This is a genomic window from Janthinobacterium sp. 64 (assembly GCF_002813325.1).
Lineage (GTDB): Bacteria > Pseudomonadota > Gammaproteobacteria > Burkholderiales > Burkholderiaceae_D > Janthinobacterium.
The window spans coordinates 3,503,442-3,523,922 of record NZ_PHUG01000001.1; the positions used below are offsets into that span (position 1 = coordinate 3,503,442).

The following is a 20,481-nucleotide window of genomic DNA, read 5'->3' on the forward strand; positions in this document are numbered from 1 at the left end:
CAGACGTCAGAATGGCGTGCTTAGAACGGGATGTCGTCATCCATATCTGAGAAGTTCGGGGCTGGCTTCGGTGCCGGGCGTGGTGCCGGGGCCGGCGCTGGACGCGGGGCTGGTGCCTGGCGCGGGGCCGGGGCGTCGTAGCCGCCGCCACCGCCACCACCGTAGCTGTCATCGCCACCGCCGGCGTCGCCGCCCATGCCGGAGCGGCCGCCCAGCATTTGCATCTGTTCCGCGATGATGTCGGTTGCGTACTTCTCGACGCCGTCCTTGTCCGTGTATTTACGGGTTTGCAGACGGCCTTCGACGTAGACGGACGAGCCTTTTTTCAGATACTGGCCGACGATTTCCGCCAGGCGGCCGAAGAACGAGATACGGTGCCACTCTGTCAATTCTTTTTGTTCGCCCGTGTTGCGGTCCTTCGATTTGTACGAAGTGGCCACGGCGATGTTGGCGATCGCGTCGCCGCTAGGCATGTAGCGGATTTCCGGGTCACGGCCCAGATTGCCGACGATGATGACTTTGTTGACTGATGCCATGAATAACTCCTGATGAACTGCAGCGGGAGCCGGTGTCCCGCGCGGTAGTTTAGTGTACTAAACGAGGATTATAAGCGACCACGCGGCGCAAAGCACCCGCTTTCTGGCGGACGCCCTCTCGCGTGCGGCAGCACGTTTTTTTCACGGCAGGTGAAAACAAGAAACTTGAATACTGGTATTATATACAGTGTTTAAACGTCTGCACGCATCTGTATCAAACTTTGTCAGGGCACGTTCGCCTGGCGGCGCAATCCGCCCGTGGATGCCTCAGGCATGCAGAGCAAAACCCGGCTATAGTTACAGGTTGACCCGTTGTGGCCTCTCATCCGCACCCTGGCCCGATGCGCCGGCCGCACCACTCACTGAAAGCAAGGCAATCACATGGAACAGATCCGCATTCGCGGCGCTCGCACGCATAACCTCAAGAATATCAATCTCGATTTGCCGCGCAATAAGCTGATCGTGATTACCGGCCTGTCCGGCTCCGGCAAGTCTTCACTGGCCTTCGACACCCTGTACGCGGAAGGCCAGCGCCGCTATGTCGAGTCGCTGTCGGCCTACGCACGCCAGTTCCTGCAATTGATGGAAAAACCCGACGTCGACTTGATCGAGGGCCTGTCGCCCGCCATCTCCATCGAACAGAAGGCAACCTCGCACAACCCGCGCTCGACAGTGGGCACCGTGACGGAAATCCACGATTATCTGCGCCTGCTGTATGCGCGCGTGGGCACGCCCTACTGCCCCGACCATCCGGAAAACGCGCTGGCGGCCCAGTCCGTGTCGCAAATGGTCGACGCCGTACTGGCCATGCCGGAAGACACCAAGCTGATGATCCTGGCGCCCGTCGTCGCGAATCGCAAGGGCGAACACGTCGACCTGTTCGAGCAGATGCAGGCGCAGGGCTTCGTGCGTTTTCGCGTGCAGAGCGGCACGCATGCGGCCAAGATCTATGAAGTCGATGACCTGCCGAAACTGAAGAAAACGGAAAAACACACGATCGACGTCGTCATCGACCGGGTCAAGGTGAACCAGGACATCAAGCAGCGCCTGGCGGAAAGTTTCGAGACGGCCCTGCGCCTGGCCGATGGCCGCGCCATTGCCTACGAAATGGATACCGCGCAGGAACACGTGTACTCCAACAAGTTCGCCTGCAATGTGTGTGGCTATTCCCTGCAGGAACTGGAGCCGCGTCTGTTCTCGTTCAATAACCCCATGGGTGCCTGCCCGGAATGCGACGGCCTGGGACACATTGAATTCTTTGACCCGAAACGCATCGTCGCGTTCCCGAATCTGTCGCTGGCGTCGGGCGCCGTCAAGGGCTGGGACCGCCGCAACCAGTTTTACTTCCAGATGCTGACAAACCTGGCCGCCTACTATGAGTTCGACCTGGACATGCCGTTCGAGCAACTGGCACTGAATGCCCAGCAAGCCGTGCTGTACGGTTCCGGCAAACAGGTGATTCCATTCAGCTATGTAAACGAGCGGGGCCGCACCGTCATCAAGGAACACACGTTCGAAGGCGTGGTCAACAATCTGCAGCGCCGCTACCGCGAGACGGATTCGATGGCCGTCAAGGAAGAGCTGGCCAAGTTCATCAATGAAAAATGCTGCCCCTCATGCGATGGCGCGCGCCTGCGCGTGGAAGCGCGCTTCGTCAAGGTCGGCACGGGCAAGCAGCAGCGCGCCATCTATGAAGTGGCGGGAAAACCGCTGCGTGAGACGCTGGAATTTTTTGAAAAACTGAAACTGACGGGCGCCAAGAAAGAGATCGCCGACAGGGTTGTGAAAGAAATCATTTCGCGCCTGAAGTTCCTCAACAATGTGGGCCTCGATTACCTGTCGCTGGACCGCAGCGCGGACACGCTGTCGGGCGGCGAAGCACAGCGCATCCGCCTCGCGTCGCAGATCGGCTCCGGTTTGACGGGCGTCATGTATGTGCTCGACGAACCGTCGATCGGCTTGCATCAGCGCGATAATGACCGCCTGATCGAAACCTTGAAACACTTGCGCGACATCGGCAACAGCGTACTGGTGGTCGAGCACGATGAAGACGCGATCCGCACGGCCGACTACATCGTCGACATGGGCATCGGCGCGGGCGTGCACGGCGGCGAAATCATCGCAGAAGGCACCCTGCAAGATATTCTCAAGAACAAGAAGTCGCTGACGGCGCAATACCTGAACGGCAAGCTGAAAATCGCCGTGCCGGCCAAGCGCCACGCCAGCAATCCGGAAAAGCAGCTGGTCATTACTGGCGCGACGGGCAACAACCTGAAAAAGGTGTCGCTGAGCTTGCCGGTAGGCTTGATGACGTGCGTGACGGGCGTATCCGGCTCCGGCAAATCGTCGCTGGTCAACGATACTTTATATCCGGCCCTGTCGCGCCATTTGTATGGTTCGCAGACGGAACCGGCGCCGCACGACTCGATCAGCGGCCTGGAGCACTTCGACAAGGTCATTTCCGTCGACCAGGCGCCGATCGGCCGCACGCCGCGCTCGAACCCGGCCACCTACACGGGCTTATTTACGCCGATCCGCGACTTGTTCTCCACCGTGCCAACGGCCAAGGAACGCGGCTACAGCGCGGGCCGCTTCTCGTTCAACGTGAAGGGCGGACGCTGCGAAGCGTGCCAGGGCGATGGCGTGATCAAGGTCGAGATGCATTTCTTGCCCGACGTCTACGTGCCATGCGACGTGTGCCACGGCAAGCGCTACAACCGCGAAACCCTGGAAGTGCAATACAAGGGCAAGAACATCACGGAAGTGCTGGGCATGACGGTGGAAGAGGCGCATGAGTTCTTCAAGCCCGTGCCACTGATCGCGCGCAAGCTGCAAACCCTGCTCGACGTGGGCCTCGGCTACATCAAGCTGGGCCAGAGCGCCACCACCCTGTCCGGCGGCGAGGCGCAGCGCGTGAAACTGTCGCTGGAATTGTCGAAGCGCGACACGGGCCGCACCCTGTACATCCTCGATGAACCGACGACGGGCTTGCACTTCCACGACATCGATTTGTTATTAAAAGTCATCCATCGCCTGCGCGACCAGGGCAACACTTTGGTGATCATCGAGCACAACCTCGACGTCATCAAGACGGCCGACTGGATCGTCGACCTGGGCCCGGAAGGCGGGGCCGGTGGCGGGCAGATCATCGCCTCGGGCACGCCGGAAGACGTGGCGCTGAACCCGGCCAGCGTGACGGGCAAGTACCTGGGGCCGCTGCTCAAGCAATAAGGACGGCAGCGCAATAAAAAACGGCGCGGATTGCTCATGCAATCCGCGCCGTTTCTCTTTTTGCTAGCACCCCAGTCATTGCCGGCGTGTCATTTATCGCACGCCAGTCTTTGCCAGCGTGTTTCTCCCCCACTACAACTCTCAACACCTGACAAGCTACTGCGCGGCGCGCTACGCTTGTCAGATGCCGCTTTACGCTAACTTAGTTATGCACTCAGCCGCTTTTCCAGCGCAGCCTTGTGATCTGTCAATTCTTGCGGCAGATGATACGCGAGTTTTTCAAACAGTTCCGTATGCAATTTCAATTCGTCGCGCCACGCCGCCTTGTCGATCGATGTGATGGTGTCGAACTGTTCTTGCGTGAAGGGCAAGCCATCCCAGTTCAGGTCGCCATACTGCGGCGTCGTGCCGAACAGGTTTTCCACGCCGCCCGCCGTGCCTTCGATACGCTCGAGCATCCACTTCAGCACGCGCATATTGTCGCCAAAGCCAGGCCAGACGAACTTGCCTGCCTCGTCCGTGCGGAACCAGTTGACGCAGTAGATCTTCGGCAGGGCCGCCGGGTTGACCTTGCCCACCTTGACGCCCATGTCCAGCCAGTGCTGGAAGTAATCGCTCATGTTATAGCCGATAAACGGCAACATGGCAAATGGATCGCGGCGCACGACGCCCATCTGGCCCACGGCAGCGGCCGTCGTTTCGGAACCCATGGTGGCAGCCATGTAGACGCCTTCGACCCAGTTGCGCGCTTCGGTGACCAGCGGCACGGTGGTCGAGCGGCGGCCGCCGAAGATGAAGGCCGAGATCGGCACACCGGCCGGATCGTCCCAGGCGGCGTCGATCACAGGGTTTTGCGTGGCAGCAACAGTGAAGCGCGCGTTCGGGTGCGCCGCCTTGGTGCCGGACGCTGGCGTCCAGTCCTTGCCCTGCCAGTCGATCAAGTGGCTAGGTGCTTCTTTCGTCAAGCCTTCCCACCAGACGTCGCCGTCGTCCGTCAGCGCCACGTTGGTGAAGATCGTGTTGTCGCGCATGGACGCCATGCAGTTGTAATTGGTTTTTTCGTTGGTGCCCGGCGCCACGCCGAAATAACCGGCTTCCGGATTGATCGCATATAAACGGCCATCGGCACCGGGCTTGATCCAGGCGATATCGTCGCCGATGGTGGTCACTTTCCAGCCATTGAAACTTGCTGGCGGGATCAGCATGGCGAAGTTGGTCTTGCCGCAAGCCGATGGAAACGCTGCCGCGACGTAATGCTTCTTGCCTTCCGGCGATTCGACACCGAGGATCAGCATGTGTTCGGCCAGCCAGCCCGGGTTGTTGTCGGCCGCTTGTGCTTCCTGGTAGCCCATGTTCGAGGCGATGCGCAGGGCAAAACATTTCTTGCCCAGCAAGGCGTTGCCGCCGTAGCCCGAACCGAAGGACCAGATTTCGCGCGTTTCAGGGAAATGCACGATGTACTTGGTGCTGTTGCACGGCCATTTCACGTCTTGCTGGCCGGCAGCCAGCGGCGCGCCCACGCTGTGCACGCACGGCACGAACTCGCCATCGGTACCGAGCACGTCGTACACGGCGCGGCCCATGCGGGTCATGACCTTCATGTTCACGGCGACGTAAGGCGAATCGGACAGTTCCACGCCGATGTGCGCGATCGGCGAACCCAGCGGGCCCATCGAGAAGGGCACGACGTACATGGTACGGCCGCGCATGCAGCCGTCGAACAGGCCGTTCAGGGTGTGGCGCATTTCGCCAGGCTCGGTCCAGTTATTCGTCGGGCCGGCCGCTTCTTTCGTTGCCGAGCAGATATACGTGCGGTCTTCGACGCGGGCCACGTCGCTCGGGTCCGAGCAGGCCAGGTAGGAATTCGGGCGCTTGTCGGCATTCAGTTTTTTCATGGTGCCGCTGGCAACCATTTCAGCACACAGGCGCTCGTACTCTTCCTGCGAGCCGTCGCACCAGTAGATGCGGTCCGGCTTGGTCAGCGCGGCAATGTCGGCCACCCAGTTGATCAGTTTCTGTTGTTTAATATAAGCTGGGACGTTGAGTGCGGCGACGCCACCCATGACGGGCTGATTCATATTACCTCCAATACCAATAAAAGAAATTCTGGTCATTCCGGCAAGACAGGCAGCATCGTTGAGAGGTGGCTGCGGCTCACTGCGGACGGCGTCTTCACGCGGGCAGGGCTCTGGTGTTGTCGTTTACCTGGATCATGCGCCCAGGCTGCGGGAACGGTTTGCGCTATAACTATACTCAGGAAGCTTCAAAAGTGCCGGCGATTGTACACCCGCCAATCAGCTATTCTCGCAAAAATGTAGGAGAATAGCTTGACTAATGTAGTAGGCTATTCAGCATTTCCCGTATCCTGTTATTTCCCTACCAAATCCTCACTAAAATCGGCCATCCACCATGAAAATTGCCATACTCGATGATTACCAGGATGCCGTGCGCGGCCTCGATTGTTTCCCCTTGCTCGATGGCCACGAGGTCAAAGTGTTCAGCAATACGGCGCGGGGACTGGGCCAGCTGGCCATCCGCCTGGCGCCGTTCGACGCGCTGGTGCTGATCCGCGAACGCAGCAGTTTCAACCGCGCCTTGCTGGCGAAACTGCCGAATTTGAAACTGATTTCGCAAACGGGCAAGGTCAGCGGCCACATCGATGTGGCGGCCGCCACGGAGCTGGGCATCGCCATCGCCGAAGGTATAGGCTCGCCCACGGCGCCGGCCGAACTGACGTGGGCGCTGATCATGGCGGCGCAGCGCAAGATAGTGCCGTATGCGCAACATTTACAGGAAGGGCTGTGGCAGACGTCATCCATCGAGCCGGCGCGCAACACGCTCGGTACGGTGCTCAAGGGGCGCACCCTGGCGATCTGGGGCTACGGCAAGATCGGTCAATTGATCGCCGGCTATGGCCGCGCCTTCGGCATGACCATCCTCGTGTGGGGCAGCGAAGCGAGCCGCGCGGCGGCCGTGGCGGCCGGCGATACGGCGGCGGCATCGCGCGAGGCCTTCTTCGAGCAGGCCGACGTATTGACCTTGCACCTGCGCCTGTCCGACACGACGCGCGGGCTGGTCACAAGCGACGACCTGGCGCGCATGAAGCCGACGTCGCTGTTCGTCAACACCAGCCGCGCCGAACTGGTCGCCGATGGCGCGCTGGAAGCGGCGCTGTCACAAGGGCGCCCGGGCGCCGCCGCGCTGGACGTGTTTACGGACGAGCCGCTACCGCCCGGCTCGCCATTGTTGCGGCTGCCAAACGTGCTGGCCACGCCACACCTGGGCTACGTCGAGCGTGACAGCTATGAGCTGTATTTCCGCTACGCCTTGCAAAACATCGTCGATTTTGCGCAGGGTCAATGCACGCGCCTGCTCAATCCCGGGGTGTTGCAGCATGCGCGGCAAGCCCCTCAGGAGCGCTGAAACCCCTTGAGAAGGTCAGGCTCGCCCGTGATGCGGATGGCAGGCGCGGGCAGCACGTGCCGGCCGCGCCACAGGCCGGCCCAGCCGGGTGGCCAGGCGATGTCCGGCCCACGGTATGGCGCCACGCCGGCGCGCACGGCCACGACCGGCACGGGCGGCATGTCGGGCAAGGGCTCGCCTGGCGTGCGCTGCATGTCCAGGCTGTACATATAGTGGGGTAACAGAGCGTCGCAGACGCGGCCGAACCAGTCGCTATGGTCGTCGTCACGTCCCAGCGCCTGCGCCAGGCCCTGCGGGTCGAAACGGGCCAGGGCGTCGATCAGCTCGCCAGTGGTGGCGCCGGGCGTATCGCCCCAGCCCATCACGGGGTTGACGTTGTAATCGGCGCCCGAACCGTACCAGCCTTCGCGCCAGGGCCGCTGCATCCAGTCGCGCGGCCCCGTAAACAAATGCCAGCGCCAGTGCAGGCCGGACGGCTTGGGCCAGGAATACAGATACAGTTTTTGATAGCCGGCCTGGTGCAGCTCGCGCACCATGGCCATCAGGCGCGCATGCGGCATGCGGTCGGGCGGCGCGCGGCGAAACAGGATCGCTTCGCCATCGGCAAACTGCACGTCGTCTGTCGACAGGTTCAGGTCCAGGGTGCGCGCTTCGCTGCCGAAACGGGCGGCGATCCAGCCCGTCAGCAGATTGACGGACGTGATGACGCCATAGCCGCGGTGGCGGTGAAAAATGACGGTGCCGGGAGCGAGCGCTTTCATACGGAGTCGGGGTGGCAGACAAACAAAGAAACCAGTGTACTCACAGATGGCCAAATTTTCCAGTTGCGATCCGCCGCGGCCCACCATTCACGCAAGGCACACAATCCACGCTATCATGCGCGTCATTCTCCACTGACATCGTGACCACATCATGACTTTGCGCATACTCGCCACCGGCGGCACTTTCGACAAACACTACAACGAATTGAACGGTACCCTGGGCTTTTCCGACAGTCATTTGCCGGCAGCGATTGCCCGCGCGCGCATGACGGCACCCGTGGCCCTGGAGCAACTGCCCCTGCTCGATTCGCTCGACATGCAGGATGCGGACCGCCAGCGCGTGCTGGCCTCATGCCGCGCGGCGCACGAGAAAGCCATCGTCATCATCCACGGCACCGACACCATGCGCGAGACGGCGCAAGTGCTGGGCGCGGCGAACCTGCAGCAAACGGTGATTTTGACGGGCGCCATGATTCCCTACGAAATCGACAACTCCGATGCCCTGTTCAACCTGGGCTTTGCTTGCGGCGTGGCGCAAACCTTGCCAGCGGGCGTGTACGTGGCCATGAATGGCCAGATCTTCGCCTGGGACAATGTGCAAAAGAACCGCGCCGCCGGCGTGTTCCAGCCTTTGTAAGCCGCTGCCAGGACAGGGCTAACAGTACAGGCGAAAAAAAGGAGCCGCAGCTCCTTTTCCGTACCGATATATCTGCGTTTATGCAGTCGCTTCGCCGCCCAATGCTTCGACCACATCGGCCATCAGCTTGGAGAGCTCGCCCGTCATCAGCATCACGTCGCCGTCGAAACGCTCGTCGTCGTTCTTCGTGCTCGATTCCGTTTCCTTGATCACGTCCAGCGGCTTGACGCTCTTGATGGCCAAGGACTCCGTCAGCACAAACGAGATCTTGTCGTTCCACGTCATGGCCAGGCGCGTGCACTGCTTGCCGGCCGCGATGTGGCGACGCACGTCGTCCGCTTCCAGGGTGTGGCGCACGTAGCGCACGGTGGCCTTGCTTTCGCCCGTGGCGCGCAATTCCGTGTCCATGTCGACCGTGAAGCCGGCAGGCGCATCGTCGGCCTGCAGCCATTCCGTCATCACCGCCACGGGCGAACGCTGCACGCGCAAGCTTTCCAGCGGCAGTTTATCCACGGCCTTCAACAACAGCTTGATGACTTCATCGGCTTTCGCCGGGCTGGCGGCATCGACCACCAGCCAGCCATTGACGGGGTCGATCCACGTCCAGACGTTGCTGCGGATGCTGAAGGCGCGCGGCAGCAGCTCGTCGGCCACGCGTTCCTTCAATTCCTTCATGGCTTTTTTACCGGGTGCAAAGCCTTGCGCTTCTTCCATCTCGGCAGCGCGGGCCTTGGCCACCTGGTTGATGACGGTCGCTGGCAACAGTTTCTTTTCCGTGCCCAGCAAGATCAGCATCTGCTTGTTGACCACGTGGACCAGGCCACCGTTCGGGCGTGGCGTATCCCAGCCCTGGCGCATCAGATCCATGCTGGTCGCCGGCGTAAATTTGTTCGAGGACAAGGCCTCTTCCAGTTGTTCTGGCGTATAAGCCCATGGTGCGGGCAGGCGGTAAATCTGAAGATTCTTGAACCACATAGTTTTTGTCTTCCGTTTGTTTCAGTAGTGCCAGGGGAACGCCATTCTACACTTTCGACGTAAAAATGCCGTCAAAAGCGCGGTCCGGCGCGGTATGTATCTTGCAGGAAACGCCGCTAGAGGCGGGGAAACAGCTCCGCCTGGGCTGGCGCCTGCCGCATCACCACGGCCGGATCGGACAAGGCCGAGATGCGCACGCCCAGCAGGCGGATTTTCTTTTCAAATGGCACGCGTCGCAGGCAGTCGCGGCTGGCGCGCAGGATGGCGGCGGCGTCTGCCGTGGCGCTGGGCAGGGTGATGTCGCGCGTGACGGTGCTGAAATCCTCGAAGCGCAGCTTGATGCCCACCGTGCGCCCCGCCAGCGATTGTTTATCGAGGTCGCCCGCCACGCGCGTGCACAGGCTTTCCAGCTTTTCCGACAGGGTGGCGCGGTCGCGCACCACCTGCAAGTCGCGCTCGAACGTCGTCTCGCGGCTGACGGACTTGGTTTCCCTGCTCGTCTGCACGGGCCGCTCGTCGATGCCCAGCGCCGCCTGGCGCAGCCAGCCCGTGTACAGGTCGCCAAATTGCGTGCGCAGCATGGCCATGTCGGCCCGCGCCAGCTCGCCGATGGTATTGACACCCAGCGCTTCCAGCTTGGCCGTCGCCTTCGGGCCGATGCCATTGATCTTTTTTGCAGGCAAAGGCCAGACCCTGGTTTCGACATCCTCGGGCGACAAGATGGTGAGTCCGTCGGGCTTTTCCAGGTCGGAACAGATTTTTGCCAGCAATTTGTTGGGCGCCAGGCCGACCGAACACGACAGGCCCGTCGCCTCGAACACGGCCGCCTTCAGGCGCGCCGCCATGGCCGGCGCCTGCTCGCCATATTCGGTGAGGTCGACATAGATTTCATCGATGCCCACGTTCTGGATGATGGGGCACAACTGGGCCACGGCTTGCTTGAAGCGGGCCGAATACTCGCGGTAAGCCTCGAAATCGGCCGGCAGCAGGATGCTGTCGGGCGCCAGTTTCGCCGCTTTCATGATGCCCATGGCGGAAAACACGCCAAACGCGCGCGCCGCGTAGGTCGAGGTGGTGACGACGCCGCGCCCCACGTAGTCGCGCATGCGCGCAAACTGCCGCGTGCCGTCCCTCTGCAGCACCGGTTGCTGCAAGCGCCCGCCGCCGATGACGACGGCTTCGCCGCACAGTTCCGGATATTTCAACAGTTCCACGGAAGCAAAGAAGGCGTCCATGTCCAGGTGGGCTATCCAGCGGCGGGCGGGTGGCTCGGGTAGGGGGGAGGCAGATGTGGTCAAGGACACCTCGCGGCAGCGATACTGTAGTTATATACAGTATCGCTGGAAATGTCCGCGGATGCAAGTTGAAACGCACGCGCACGGCGGTTGCTTTTCTCAATGGCAAGATTACAATCCTGACACAACTATTCAAAGGAGTCGCCTTGTCCATCACCCATCACGCTGCGCGCCGCCGGTCCGCCTGGTTATCCATCCTGCCGGCCCTGCTGTTGTGCACCCTGGCGCCATCCGCGCTGGCCGACACCACCACCGTTGCCACGCCCACCGCGCCGGTCGCCGCCAGGACGGCCTGGCAGGAAACGCGCCACGGCACGGTCGTCACGGACGACTACCGCTGGCTGCAAAAGAAAACCGATCCTGCCGTGATCGACTACCTGAATGCGGAAAACGCCTACACGGCCGCCGTCACGGCCCCGATCCAGCCGCTGGCCGACAAGGTCTACGCCGAGATCAAGGGACGCATGCAGGAAGTGGACCTGTCCGTGCCTGCGCGCCAAGGCAATTTCTACTATTACACGCGCACGGAAGCGGGCAAGCAATACCCGCTTCACTGCCGCCGCCCTGTCGGCGCACATGGCGCCTACGATGCGCAGGCAGCGGAGGAAATCCTGCTGGACCAGAATCAACTGGCCGAAGGCCACAAATTCTTTGCCGTGCGCGCGTTTGCCATCAGCCCGAATGAGCAATTGCTGGCCTACACCACCGACACGACGGGTTTCCGCCAGTACGAACTGCATGTGAAGGATTTGAAGACGGGCAAGTTGCTGGGCGATACCATGCCCCGCGTGACGTCCCTGGCCTGGGCGGCGGACAATACCACCCTGATGCTGGCGCAGGAAGACGCCACCACCAAGCGTTCGGACCGCTTGTTCCGCCTGGCCCTGGGCGGCACGCAGCAGCAGGTGTACCACGAGCCGGTGGAACAATTCGCTATCGGCGTGAGCCGCACGCGCGATCATCGCTACTTTATGCTCACCGCGCGCAGCACGGATACCAGTGAAGTGCTGCTGCTGCCAACGAGCAAGCCGCAAGGCAGCTTCCAGTCCGTGCTGAAGCGCGAAAAAGGCCACCGCTACGGCATCGAACACCGCGACGGCCAGCTGTTTATTCTGACCAACAAGGACGCGAAGAATTTCCGCGTCGTCAGCGCGCCGGTGGCTGCCCCGCAGCAAAAGAACTGGAAACCGGTGGTGCCGCACAACAAGGATGCCGTGATCCAGTCCATCGACGTGTTCCAGGGCTACCTGGTGGTGATGGAAAAGGCGCGTGCCCTGAACCGCGCGCGCATCCTTGACTTTGCGCACAAGAACTGGAAGACGGTGCAGTTCGACGACCCCGTCTACCTGGCCACGGCGGCCGGCACGCCAGAATTTACCGCCACGCAATTTCGCATGTCCTACCAGTCTCCCGTCACGCCGCCCACCGTCATCGACGTCAGCATGCAGGACGGCAAGCGCACGGTGCTGAAACAGCAGGAAATCGTCGGCGGCTTTGACGGCAGCCGCTACACCACGCAGCGCCTGTGGGTGAAAGCGCGCGATGGCGTGCAAGTGCCGCTGTGGATCGTCTACAAGAAAGGCGTGAAGCTCGACGGTTCCGCGCCGCTGCTGCTGTACTCGTATGGCTCGTATGGCATCTCGACGGAAGCCAGCTTTGCCATCAGCCGCATCAGCCTGCTGGAGCGGGGCGTCATCTATGCCCAAGCGCATATCCGCGGCGGCACCGACATGGGCGAAGCGTGGCATGAAGACGGCATGCTGATGAAGAAGAAAAACACCTTCAATGACTTCATCGACAGCGCCGACTACCTGGTGCGCGAAAAATGGACCAGCCCGAACCGCCTGATCATCCAGGGTGGCAGCGCCGGCGGCCTCCTGATGGGTGCCGTCGTCAACATGCGCCCCGAGCTGTTCCACGCCGTACACGCGGCCGTGCCGTTCGTCGACGTGATGAATACCATGATGGATGCCAGCCTGCCCCTGACGACGGGCGAATACCTGGAATGGGGCGACCCGAACCAGAAGGCGGCCTACGACTACATGCTCAGCTACTCGCCCTACGACAACATTGCGCGCAAGAATTACCCGGCCATGCTGGTGACGACGGGCCTGAACGACAGCCAGGTCATGTACTGGGAACCGGCCAAGTATGTGGCCAAGCTGCGCGCGCATAAAACGGACGGCAATCCCCTGCTGCTGAAAACGAATATGGGCGCCGGCCACGGCGGCGCTTCGGGCCGCTACAACGCGATTGCCGAGAACGCCTTCAATATGGCGTGGATGCTGTCGCAGTGGAATATCACGGAGTAAAGTGAAAAAAGCGCTTGCAGAACGATTTTAGCCATCCTATAATAGCGCCTCTTCCAGACGTGGTGACAAACGTCGGGATGGTTTTCTGAGACAAGCAACGGGTGCTTAGCTCAGTTGGTAGAGCGGCGCCCTTACAAGGCGTAGGTCGGGAGTTCGAGCCTCTCAGCACCCACCAAATCAGAAAACTGTCCAGTGCTTCATGGATCAGCAACACAGATCATACGAGCTTGGAGTGGTAGTTCAGTTGGTTAGAATACCGGCCTGTCACGTCGGGGGTCGCGGGTTCGAGTCCCGTCCGCTCCGCCAATAAAAGAAAAGCCCTTTGGTTCCCAGAACCGAAGGGCTTTTCCCATTTCAGCAGCCAAAAACACGTCAGTACCCCCTCGCCTGAACATTTTTGCGTTTTTCAGCAAAAAAATGCTTTTATCCCATAAGAATAGTTGCACAAGCACCAAAGCGCCCCCTATAATAGTGCCTCTTCCAGACGTGGTGACAAACGTCGGGATAGTTTTCTGGGTATGCGGGTGCTTAGCTCAGTTGGTAGAGCGGCGCCCTTACAAGGCGTAGGTCGGGAGTTCGAGCCTCTCAGCACCCACCACCAATACAGAAAATTATCCAGTGCTTCATGGATCAGCAACACAGATCATACGAGCTTGGAGTGGTAGTTCAGTTGGTTAGAATACCGGCCTGTCACGTCGGGGGTCGCGGGTTCGAGTCCCGTCCGCTCCGCCAATAAAAGAAAAGCCCTTTGGTTCTCTGAACCGAAGGGCTTTTCCCATTGTGGGGTCAGACCCACAACACCGCCAACGTCAAGCTCAACGCTAACTTGTCCTGGGGTCTGACCCCGGCTGTTAGAATCAGCGCTACCCTGACTCCGCAGCTCCTGCCTGATGCGCCTGCCACACAGTCTTTCCCCCTATCTTGCCCTGCGCTTGCGCCTGGCCCATCATGCTTTGCTGCAATTTGCCGCCAGCCTGACGAGTTCCATGGAGATCTTCTTTTTCCTGGCCGGTCCCGTCCTGCTGGGTCTGCTCAGCGTCATCGCCCTGCCCGGTTTTCTCGCCGTGAGCCTGCCCTGGCCTGCCGCTTTGGGTCTGCTGGGTGCGCAAGTGCTGCTGACGTGCCTGCCCGCCTGGCTGCTGCGCAAGCGATTGTTGCCGGCCAATACCGCCGCCTGGCTGCGCCAGCTGCCCTTGCCGCCGCGTTTGCGCTGGCAAGCCGATATCGCCGTGGCCGGCCTGCTGATGCTGCCGCTGGGCGTCGCCTATGCCGTCTCGGCCAGCATCTGGCTGGCGCAGTCGCCACCCTGGCTGCGTCCGGTCGCCGCGCCCGGTATTGCCGCCACCATCGCCGTCTGGCTGCTGACCTGGCTGTTGACGACGCTGATCGTGGCGCAGCGCCTGCGCGCGCCACGCCCCGCCCAAGCGGCGCGCCCGTCAACGATGACGGCATACGTGCCGCAACGCCACCGCTGGCGCAGTATATTCCTGTGGCGCCGGTTGTTCTGGCTGCCGTTCTGGCGCAATGAAAACGTGATCGGCATCCAGCAAAGCGTGCTGCTGGCCACGGCCGGCGCCAGCATGCTGGCCTGGCTGCTGCGCGCACCGCTCGTGCCCGCGCCGCTGCTGGGTTTGCTGGCCAGCGCCAGCCTGATCATTGTGACGGACCGCGGCGACAAGGCCGTGCGCGAGCAGATCGCCGTGCTGCGCCCCGTGCTGAACGCCTGGCCCCTGGCCAGCGGCAACCTCATCCGCCTGGCCTGCACGGCCAGCCTGCTGCCGCCGTTTGCCGTGCTGCTGGCGGGTGCGGTCTTGCTGTACGCCATCGATCCCGCCGCCTTGCAGCAGCGCGTGACCACGGTCTACGCCATCACGGCCAGTGCGGCCCTGCTGGCCATCGTCGGCCTGCCCCGCCTCACGGCGCGCGGCCGCGTCGCCCTCGTCGTTTTCTCCATCCTTGCCTTGAGCGCCATCGGAAGCGAATTATGGAATTGAATGCCACCTCTCCCGTGCTGCACATCGAGCACCTCGATTTTCACTTCCCCACGCACAGCGTATTCCAGAGATTCAATCTGCAATGCGGCCCCGGCATCACCTGGCTGCGCGGCGCGAACGGGGCCGGCAAGACGACCTTGCTGAAGCTGGCGGGCGGCGCCCTGCTGCCCGCGCGCGGCGCCATCCGCCTCGATGACGTCGACAGCGGCTTCATGCCGCTGGCCTACCGCGCGCAAGCGTTCTATTGCGGCGGCGACGCCCCCGCCCTGCCCTGGCTGCAAGTACATGAATTTCTCGACCTGCACCTGGCCCTGTACCCTGGCAGTGACCAGTCCCTGCTGAACGACGAGCTGAGCGCGTTTTCCTTGCTGCAGACCTTGCAGCAAAGCATCACCGCCCTCTCCTTGGGCCAGCACAAAAAGCTGCAACTGGCGCTGGCCCTGGCCTTGCCCGTGCGCCTGCTGCTGATCGATGAACCGTTCAATGGCCTCGACGCATCCGCCATGGCGTACTTGCGCCAGCGCCTGTCCGACCCGTCCCGCCTGGCGCGCCAGTGCATCGTACTGACCAGCCATCTGGCGCCGGACGTGCCCCTGGCGGCGACGGTGCAATTGTGAAATAGGCCTTTGCAGATCCGACAAGAAACGCTTAGGATGCCGTGTTGCAAAAACCGGCGATCCCGGTGCAGCCACTACGACAACACGGCGCGGTTATTCACTGCGCCGGGCTTATTCTTGGAGATTAATATGTTGAACACCCACCGCCGCGCCCTGGCCATCCTGTGCGCCACCCTTGCCACCTCGGCCATCGCGGCCGGCCCCACGGGCACGGCCGCCGACTATGGCCGCAGCGCCCCGCACACGACCGCCCAGCGCAGCATCGAGTTGCAGCCCGACACGCGCCACATCAACGTCACGCGCGGCGAAACCGTCACCATCGCGCGCGCCGGCCAGCGTTTTACGTGGCACGTGCAAACTTTTAACCATCAAACGAAATTCGCCCTGAGCGAGATCGCGCCACAGGACATGCCCGTCGATGGAGTGCAGGTGTATGTGGCCGCCAATCCACAGTACGCGGGCAGCTGAGCTTCAGCATAAACACCACAGCACGCAAGCGCGGCATCGACAGCGGCGTTGGGGCACTGCTACAATGAGAATCGTTATCATTTACGGCATGTTAGCAACGCCGTCCCGCCCTTCCTGCCGACTGTCTCCCGTGGTTGCACGCTATTACCGAGAACTGCTGAATTTTTGCCTGCGCAACCTGAAGGACCGGGCGGCGGCGGCTGACGTAGTGCAGGAAAGCTATGCCCGCTTCCTCAGCATGCAGCGCGCGGGACAAGCCATCGCCGAGCCGCGCGCCCTGCTGCACCAGACGGCGCGCCGCCTGCTGATCGACGGCCACCGGCGCGCCGCCGTGCGCGACCACGACGAGCTCGACACCTTGCTGGAAACGCAGCAGCCAGCCGCGCCCGCGCATGCCCAGCCCGAAGCAATCTATGCCTACGAAGAATATGCCACAGCCATCGCGCGCGCCATCGCAGCCTTGCCACCGCGCTGCCGTGAAGCCTTCATCCTGAACCGTTTCGATGGCCTGTCGCACCAGCAAGTGGCGGAGCAGATGGGTATTTCGCGCAATATGGTGGCGCAGCACATCATGCGCGGCGTGCTCGCCTGCAGGGCCGTGGAGGAGCGCATCAAGGGGACGCAGCCATGAGACCATCAGATCGCCACGACAGCGCCGCCTTCCTCGCGCAACAGCCCGCGCTGGACGTGCAGGCCGCCGACTGGCTGGTGCGCCGCCAGGATGGCCTCGATGAGCGCGAGGAAGCGGCCTTCCAGCAATGGCTCGCCGCCAGCACGGCGCATGCGGCCGCCTACGCGCAGCTGGCCAGCGTGTGGGATGGACTCGACGCGCTGCCGGACGCCACCATCGCGCGTTTGCGTCCCGTCCCCGCCAGCAAGACGGCGCCATCGCTGCCCCGCTTTTCCTGGCTGACGCAACTGTGCCAGCCCGTGCGCCTGGCTGGCGCCGCCGTCGTGTGCGCCGTGCTGGCGGGCGGCTGGCAATACTGGCTGCATCAGCCCGTCTACAGCGCCAGCTTTGCCAGCGTGCGCGGCGAACAATTGACGGTGGAATTGCCCGATGGCAGCATCTTGCGCCTGGACACGGCCACGCGCGTCGACGTCACCCTGTACCGCCAGCGCCGCGAAGTGCGCCTGCCGGAAGGCCAGGCCCTGTTGACGGTCGCGCCCGACAAGACGCGCCCGTTCGAGGTGCTGGCCGGTCCCGTGCGCGTCACCGTGCTGGGCACACGCTTTAGCGTGCGCCATACGCATAGCGGTCTGTACGGCGATGGCGCCAGCGTGCAAGTGGAACACGGCATCGTGCGCGTGGCGGGCAGCGGCGCGCCGCTGCTGCTGACGGCGGGCCAGGCCGTGCGCAGCGATGCGGCGGGCACGCTGGAAGCGTTGACGAATGCCACGCCCGAAGACGCGATGCTGTGGCGTGAAGGCCGCGCGCATTTCAACAACACGCCCTTGCGCGTAGCCCTGGCCGAGTTCGAGCGCTATGGCCCGACGCACTTGCGCCTGGCCGATGCAGCCGTAGGCGAACTGCGCCTGAACGGCAGTTTCAAACTGCGCGAAGTGGCATCCTTCCGCCGCGCCCTGCCGCAAGTGCTGCCCCTGCGCCTGCGCGAAGAAGGCGGCAGTACCGTCATCACGGCTGCGCCATAAATTTTTTGCGATTGACCTCAACTGTTTGGCGGCTCGTGCGTCTTCATTGGTAATGATTCGTATTTATATTTACTTTTGGAGAATAGCCTCGATGTCTTGCCCGCGTACCGTTTCCCCGTTCCACTTCGCTCCCCTCACTCTGGCCCTCGCCCTGGCCGCCATTGGCGCCGCGCCCTCGCTGCATGCCCAGGCCTTGACCACGGAAGCCGTCGTCACGGTCGCCGTGCCGGCGCAGGCGCTGGGCACGGCCTTGAATACCCTGGCGCGCCAGGCGGGATTGCAATTGATGGTGCATCCCGACTTGGTGGCCGGCAAGCACGCCCCCGCCGTGACCGGGCAATTGTCCGCGCGCCAGGCGCTCGAACGCTTGCTGGCCGGCACTGGCCTGGTGGCGCAAATGGACGGCAACGACGTGATCATCCGCGCGGGGAGCATTGCCGCGCCGGAAAAGACCATGGCGCCCGTCACCGTCAGCGCGGCGCAGGAACGTGACGGCACCACGGAAGGCAGCGCTTCCTACACCACCGCATCGATGCAGACGGCCACGCGCCTGCCCCTGTCGATCCGCGAAACGCCGCAGTCCGTCAGCGTCGTCACGCGCCAGCAGATGGACGAGCAAAACATCGTGCAGCAGGAAGACCTCGTCAAGCGCACCACGGGCCTGACGTTCGTGCAATATGGCCCGTCCGGCAGCGATACCAACGGCTTTTTTGCGCGTGGCGCCAGCGTGCAAAACATGCAGGTCGACGGCGTGGCGCGCCTGTTTACGGATTACGTGGGCATTTTCCAGACGAATGACATGGTGATCTATGACCGCGCCGAAGTGGTGCGCGGGGCCACCGGCCTGATGAACGGCATCGGCACGCCGGGCGCCACCATCAACCTGGTGCGCAAGCGTCCCACGGCCACGGCACAAGCGAGCCTCAAGCTGACGGGCGGCACCTGGGATTACCGCCGCGGCGAAGCCGATATTGCCGGTCCCGTCAACGAAGCACGCACAGTGCGCGCGCGCCTGGTGGCGGCCGTGCAGGAAAACCAGTCGCAAGTCGACTATGAAAAGGAAAAGCGCAAAGTCCTGTACGGCATCATCGAGGCGGACCTGGCGCCCAATACCCTGGCGACCCTCGGCTTTGCCTGGCAAGACTACCAGGCCCAAGGTGTGGGCCGCTCGGGCCGCCCCTTCTTCTACAAGGACGGCACGCGCACGCACTGGCAACGTTCCGATTCCTCGGGCGCGCGCTGGGCATCCGCCGACCGTGAAAACCGCAGCTACTTTGCCAGCCTGGAACATCAGTTCGGCAACGGCTGGCGCGCCAAGGCCACGCTGACGCGCGACAGCAGCGATTACACGGAAGTGCCGGGCTGGACCGATGAATTCGGCATCGACAAGGCCACAGGTACAGGCGTGGGGCTGTGGTCGGCCCTGTGGGCAGGCAAACCCGTGCAAGATACCCTGGACGTCTACGCGAATGGCCCCGTCGACCTGTTCGGCCGCCGCCACGAGTTGGTGCTGGGCGCCACCAGTTCGCGCACGCGCAACGATACGCAAGGCCACGGCCGCTGGTCCTTCCCCGGCTGGAGCAACGTCATCGAGAATATTTTCACATGGGATGGCAATACGCCTGTGAAGCCGAACAATCCGCCCAACAGCGACATCCACTCCACCGAGCGCACCAACAGCGTCTACGCCACGGCACGCATCAAGGCGACCGACACCCTGGCACTGGTGCTCGGTTCGCGCGTCACCAGCTGGAAGCGTTCACAGTCGGAAACGCCGTTCGACAGCAAGATCACGGACCGCAGCAGCCGCCAGGAAACGGGCGAATTCACGCCGTACGCCGGCGTCGTCTACGACGTCAGCCGCGACTGGTCCGTGTATGGCAGCTACACGAATATCTTCCAGCCGCAAAACAACAAGGGCGCCGATGGCAGCTACCTCGATCCCCTGCTGGGCAACAGCTACGAAGCTGGCGTGAAAGGCGCGCTGCTGGACAAGCGTCTCAACGTCACGGCCGCCCTGTACAAGACCAAGCAAGACAATTTTGCCGTGTCGATCCCCGGCGCCTTTGCGCCCGACGGTTCGCAAGCCTACCGCGCCGCCACGGGCACGACCAGCCGCGGCCTGGAACTGGAAGTGGCGGGCCAGCTGGCCACCAACTGGCAAGGCACGGCCGGTTTTGCACGCAACATGAGCGCCGACTCCGACGGCAAGCAACTCAATACGGAAGTGCCGCAAAGCACCTTCAAGGTCTTCACCAGCTATCGCTTGCCAGAGTTGGGCGGCGCCGGCGCGGGCGGCCTGAACGTGGGCGGTGGCGTGCGCTGGCAAAACCATACGCGCTCCGACATGTCCTACCTGGCCCTGCCGGGCGACCCCATCATCCGCCAGGGCAGTTATGTGCTGGCCGATGCCATGCTGCAATACGCGTTCAGCAAGACCGTCAGCGTGTCCGTGAATGTGAATAACCTGTTCGACAAGCACTACCAGGTCAATTCGAATTCCTCGTATTACGGCGAAGGGCGCAACGTGCGCGTGGGCCTGGCGTTCAAGCTGTAATTTTCATCGGCGTAAAAAAACC

15 protein-coding genes and 4 tRNA genes are annotated in these 20,481 nt (G+C 62.4%); 14 read left to right on the top strand and 5 right to left on the bottom strand.

The genetic code is table 11. The annotated features are described in order from the left end of the window. Nucleotides 1-20 precede the first annotated feature (20 nt). The gene (gene ssb, locus CLU91_RS15405) at nt 21-536 is read right to left on the bottom strand and encodes a single-stranded DNA-binding protein (RefSeq protein ID WP_034754418.1); all 516 of its coding nucleotides are present in this window, start codon (nt 534-536) and stop codon (nt 21-23) included. Nucleotides 537-917: 381 nt separating this feature from the next. On the opposite strand from ssb, the gene uvrA reads away from it, so the two are divergent. Next, nucleotides 918-3,767 carry an excinuclease ABC subunit UvrA gene (gene uvrA / locus CLU91_RS15410; RefSeq protein ID WP_100874864.1) on the top strand — a complete coding sequence of 950 codons (2,850 nt, stop codon included), beginning with the start codon at nt 918-920 and terminating at the stop codon, nt 3,765-3,767. A 206-nt stretch (nt 3,768-3,973) separates the two neighbouring features. Here uvrA and CLU91_RS15415 read toward each other — a convergent pair whose 3' ends face one another. Next, the gene (locus CLU91_RS15415; protein ID WP_100874865.1) at nt 3,974-5,845 is read right to left on the bottom strand and encodes a phosphoenolpyruvate carboxykinase (GTP); all 1,872 of its coding nucleotides are present in this window, start codon (nt 5,843-5,845) and stop codon (nt 3,974-3,976) included. 331 nt (nt 5,846-6,176) lie between these two features. On the opposite strand from CLU91_RS15415, the gene CLU91_RS15420 reads away from it, so the two are divergent. After that, the gene (locus tag CLU91_RS15420; RefSeq protein ID WP_100874866.1) at nt 6,177-7,190 is read left to right on the top strand and encodes a D-2-hydroxyacid dehydrogenase family protein; all 1,014 of its coding nucleotides are present in this window, start codon (nt 6,177-6,179) and stop codon (nt 7,188-7,190) included. Here CLU91_RS15420 and CLU91_RS15425 read toward each other — a convergent pair. Then, nucleotides 7,178-7,951, bottom strand: a complete 774-nt coding sequence (locus CLU91_RS15425; protein ID WP_100874867.1) for an L-asparaginase — start codon at nt 7,949-7,951, stop codon at nt 7,178-7,180. The two genes, CLU91_RS15420 and CLU91_RS15425, sit on opposite strands and share 13 nt — an antisense overlap. 151 nt (nt 7,952-8,102) lie before the next feature. Between CLU91_RS15425 and CLU91_RS15430 the strand changes: the two genes are divergently transcribed. After that, entirely contained in the window at nt 8,103-8,588 is a 486-nt protein-coding gene (locus CLU91_RS15430; RefSeq protein ID WP_034754431.1) for an asparaginase domain-containing protein, read from the top strand. A gap of 78 nt (nt 8,589-8,666) precedes the next feature. Here CLU91_RS15430 and CLU91_RS15435 read toward each other — a convergent pair whose 3' ends face one another. Both CLU91_RS15435 and dinB read right to left on the bottom strand, forming a co-directional pair. Beyond that, entirely contained in the window at nt 8,667-9,563 is an 897-nt protein-coding gene (locus tag CLU91_RS15435) for a recombination-associated protein RdgC (protein WP_100874868.1), read from the bottom strand. 116 nt (nt 9,564-9,679) lie between these two features. After that, the gene (dinB, locus tag CLU91_RS15440; RefSeq protein WP_100874869.1) at nt 9,680-10,861 is read right to left on the bottom strand and encodes a DNA polymerase IV; all 1,182 of its coding nucleotides are present in this window, start codon (nt 10,859-10,861) and stop codon (nt 9,680-9,682) included. A 143-nt stretch (nt 10,862-11,004) separates the two neighbouring features. Between dinB and CLU91_RS15445 the strand changes: the two genes are divergently transcribed. From CLU91_RS15445 to CLU91_RS15495, 11 genes are all read left to right on the top strand, one after another. After that, the gene (locus CLU91_RS15445; protein ID WP_100876762.1) at nt 11,005-13,170 is read left to right on the top strand and encodes a S9 family peptidase; all 2,166 of its coding nucleotides are present in this window, start codon (nt 11,005-11,007) and stop codon (nt 13,168-13,170) included. Nucleotides 13,171-13,269: 99 nt separating this feature from the next. Then, nucleotides 13,270-13,345 (top strand) — tRNA-Val (locus CLU91_RS15450). 54 nt (nt 13,346-13,399) lie between these two features. Beyond that, a tRNA-Asp gene (locus CLU91_RS15455) sits at nt 13,400-13,476 on the top strand. A gap of 216 nt (nt 13,477-13,692) precedes the next feature. Further along, nucleotides 13,693-13,768 (top strand) — tRNA-Val (locus CLU91_RS15460). A 57-nt stretch (nt 13,769-13,825) separates the two neighbouring features. Then, nucleotides 13,826-13,902: transfer RNA gene (locus CLU91_RS15465), tRNA-Asp, on the top strand. Nucleotides 13,903-14,060: 158 nt separating this feature from the next. Next, complete coding sequence (locus CLU91_RS15470) at nt 14,061-15,164, top strand: hypothetical protein (protein ID WP_232730766.1); 1,104 nt, start codon at nt 14,061-14,063, stop codon at nt 15,162-15,164. Further along, complete coding sequence (locus tag CLU91_RS15475) at nt 15,155-15,781, top strand: ATP-binding cassette domain-containing protein (protein ID WP_100874870.1); 627 nt, start codon at nt 15,155-15,157, stop codon at nt 15,779-15,781. Before CLU91_RS15470 ends, CLU91_RS15475 begins: the two co-directional genes overlap by 10 nt. A 129-nt stretch (nt 15,782-15,910) precedes the next feature. Beyond that, entirely contained in the window at nt 15,911-16,249 is a 339-nt protein-coding gene (locus CLU91_RS15480; protein WP_157814708.1) for a CzcE family metal-binding protein, read from the top strand. Nucleotides 16,250-16,379: 130 nt separating this feature from the next. Continuing rightward, on the top strand, nt 16,380-16,880 hold the full coding sequence (locus tag CLU91_RS15485; protein ID WP_198521341.1) for a sigma-70 family RNA polymerase sigma factor: 501 nt from the start codon (nt 16,380-16,382) through the stop codon (nt 16,878-16,880). Next, the gene (locus tag CLU91_RS15490) at nt 16,877-17,902 is read left to right on the top strand and encodes a FecR family protein (RefSeq protein WP_100874873.1); all 1,026 of its coding nucleotides are present in this window, start codon (nt 16,877-16,879) and stop codon (nt 17,900-17,902) included. Before CLU91_RS15485 ends, CLU91_RS15490 begins: the two co-directional genes overlap by 4 nt. Nucleotides 17,903-17,993: 91 nt before the next feature. Next, a complete protein-coding gene (locus tag CLU91_RS15495; RefSeq protein ID WP_100874874.1) occupies nt 17,994-20,459 on the top strand; it encodes a TonB-dependent siderophore receptor in 2,466 nt (821 codons plus the stop codon). Nucleotides 20,460-20,481: the final 22 nt, after the last annotated feature.

What these genes read in the sequence shown, in the direction of transcription:
- ssb (WP_034754418.1), bottom strand. Translation starts at nt 536, where the DNA reads ATGGCATCAGTCAACAAAGTCATCATCGTCGGCAATCTGGGCCGTGAC.
- uvrA (WP_100874864.1), top strand. Translation starts at nt 918, where the DNA reads ATGGAACAGATCCGCATTCGCGGCGCTCGCACGCATAACCTCAAGAAT.
- CLU91_RS15415 (WP_100874865.1), bottom strand. Translation starts at nt 5,845, where the DNA reads ATGAATCAGCCCGTCATGGGTGGCGTCGCCGCACTCAACGTCCCAGCT.
- CLU91_RS15420 (WP_100874866.1), top strand. Translation starts at nt 6,177, where the DNA reads ATGAAAATTGCCATACTCGATGATTACCAGGATGCCGTGCGCGGCCTC.
- CLU91_RS15425 (WP_100874867.1), bottom strand. Translation starts at nt 7,951, where the DNA reads ATGAAAGCGCTCGCTCCCGGCACCGTCATTTTTCACCGCCACCGCGGC.
- CLU91_RS15430 (WP_034754431.1), top strand. Translation starts at nt 8,103, where the DNA reads ATGACTTTGCGCATACTCGCCACCGGCGGCACTTTCGACAAACACTAC.
- CLU91_RS15435 (WP_100874868.1), bottom strand. Translation starts at nt 9,563, where the DNA reads ATGTGGTTCAAGAATCTTCAGATTTACCGCCTGCCCGCACCATGGGCT.
- CLU91_RS15470 (WP_232730766.1), top strand. Translation starts at nt 14,061, where the DNA reads ATGCGCCTGCCACACAGTCTTTCCCCCTATCTTGCCCTGCGCTTGCGC.
- CLU91_RS15475 (WP_100874870.1), top strand. Translation starts at nt 15,155, where the DNA reads ATGGAATTGAATGCCACCTCTCCCGTGCTGCACATCGAGCACCTCGAT.
- CLU91_RS15480 (WP_157814708.1), top strand. Translation starts at nt 15,911, where the DNA reads ATGTTGAACACCCACCGCCGCGCCCTGGCCATCCTGTGCGCCACCCTT.
- CLU91_RS15490 (WP_100874873.1), top strand. Translation starts at nt 16,877, where the DNA reads ATGAGACCATCAGATCGCCACGACAGCGCCGCCTTCCTCGCGCAACAG.
- CLU91_RS15495 (WP_100874874.1), top strand. Translation starts at nt 17,994, where the DNA reads ATGTCTTGCCCGCGTACCGTTTCCCCGTTCCACTTCGCTCCCCTCACT.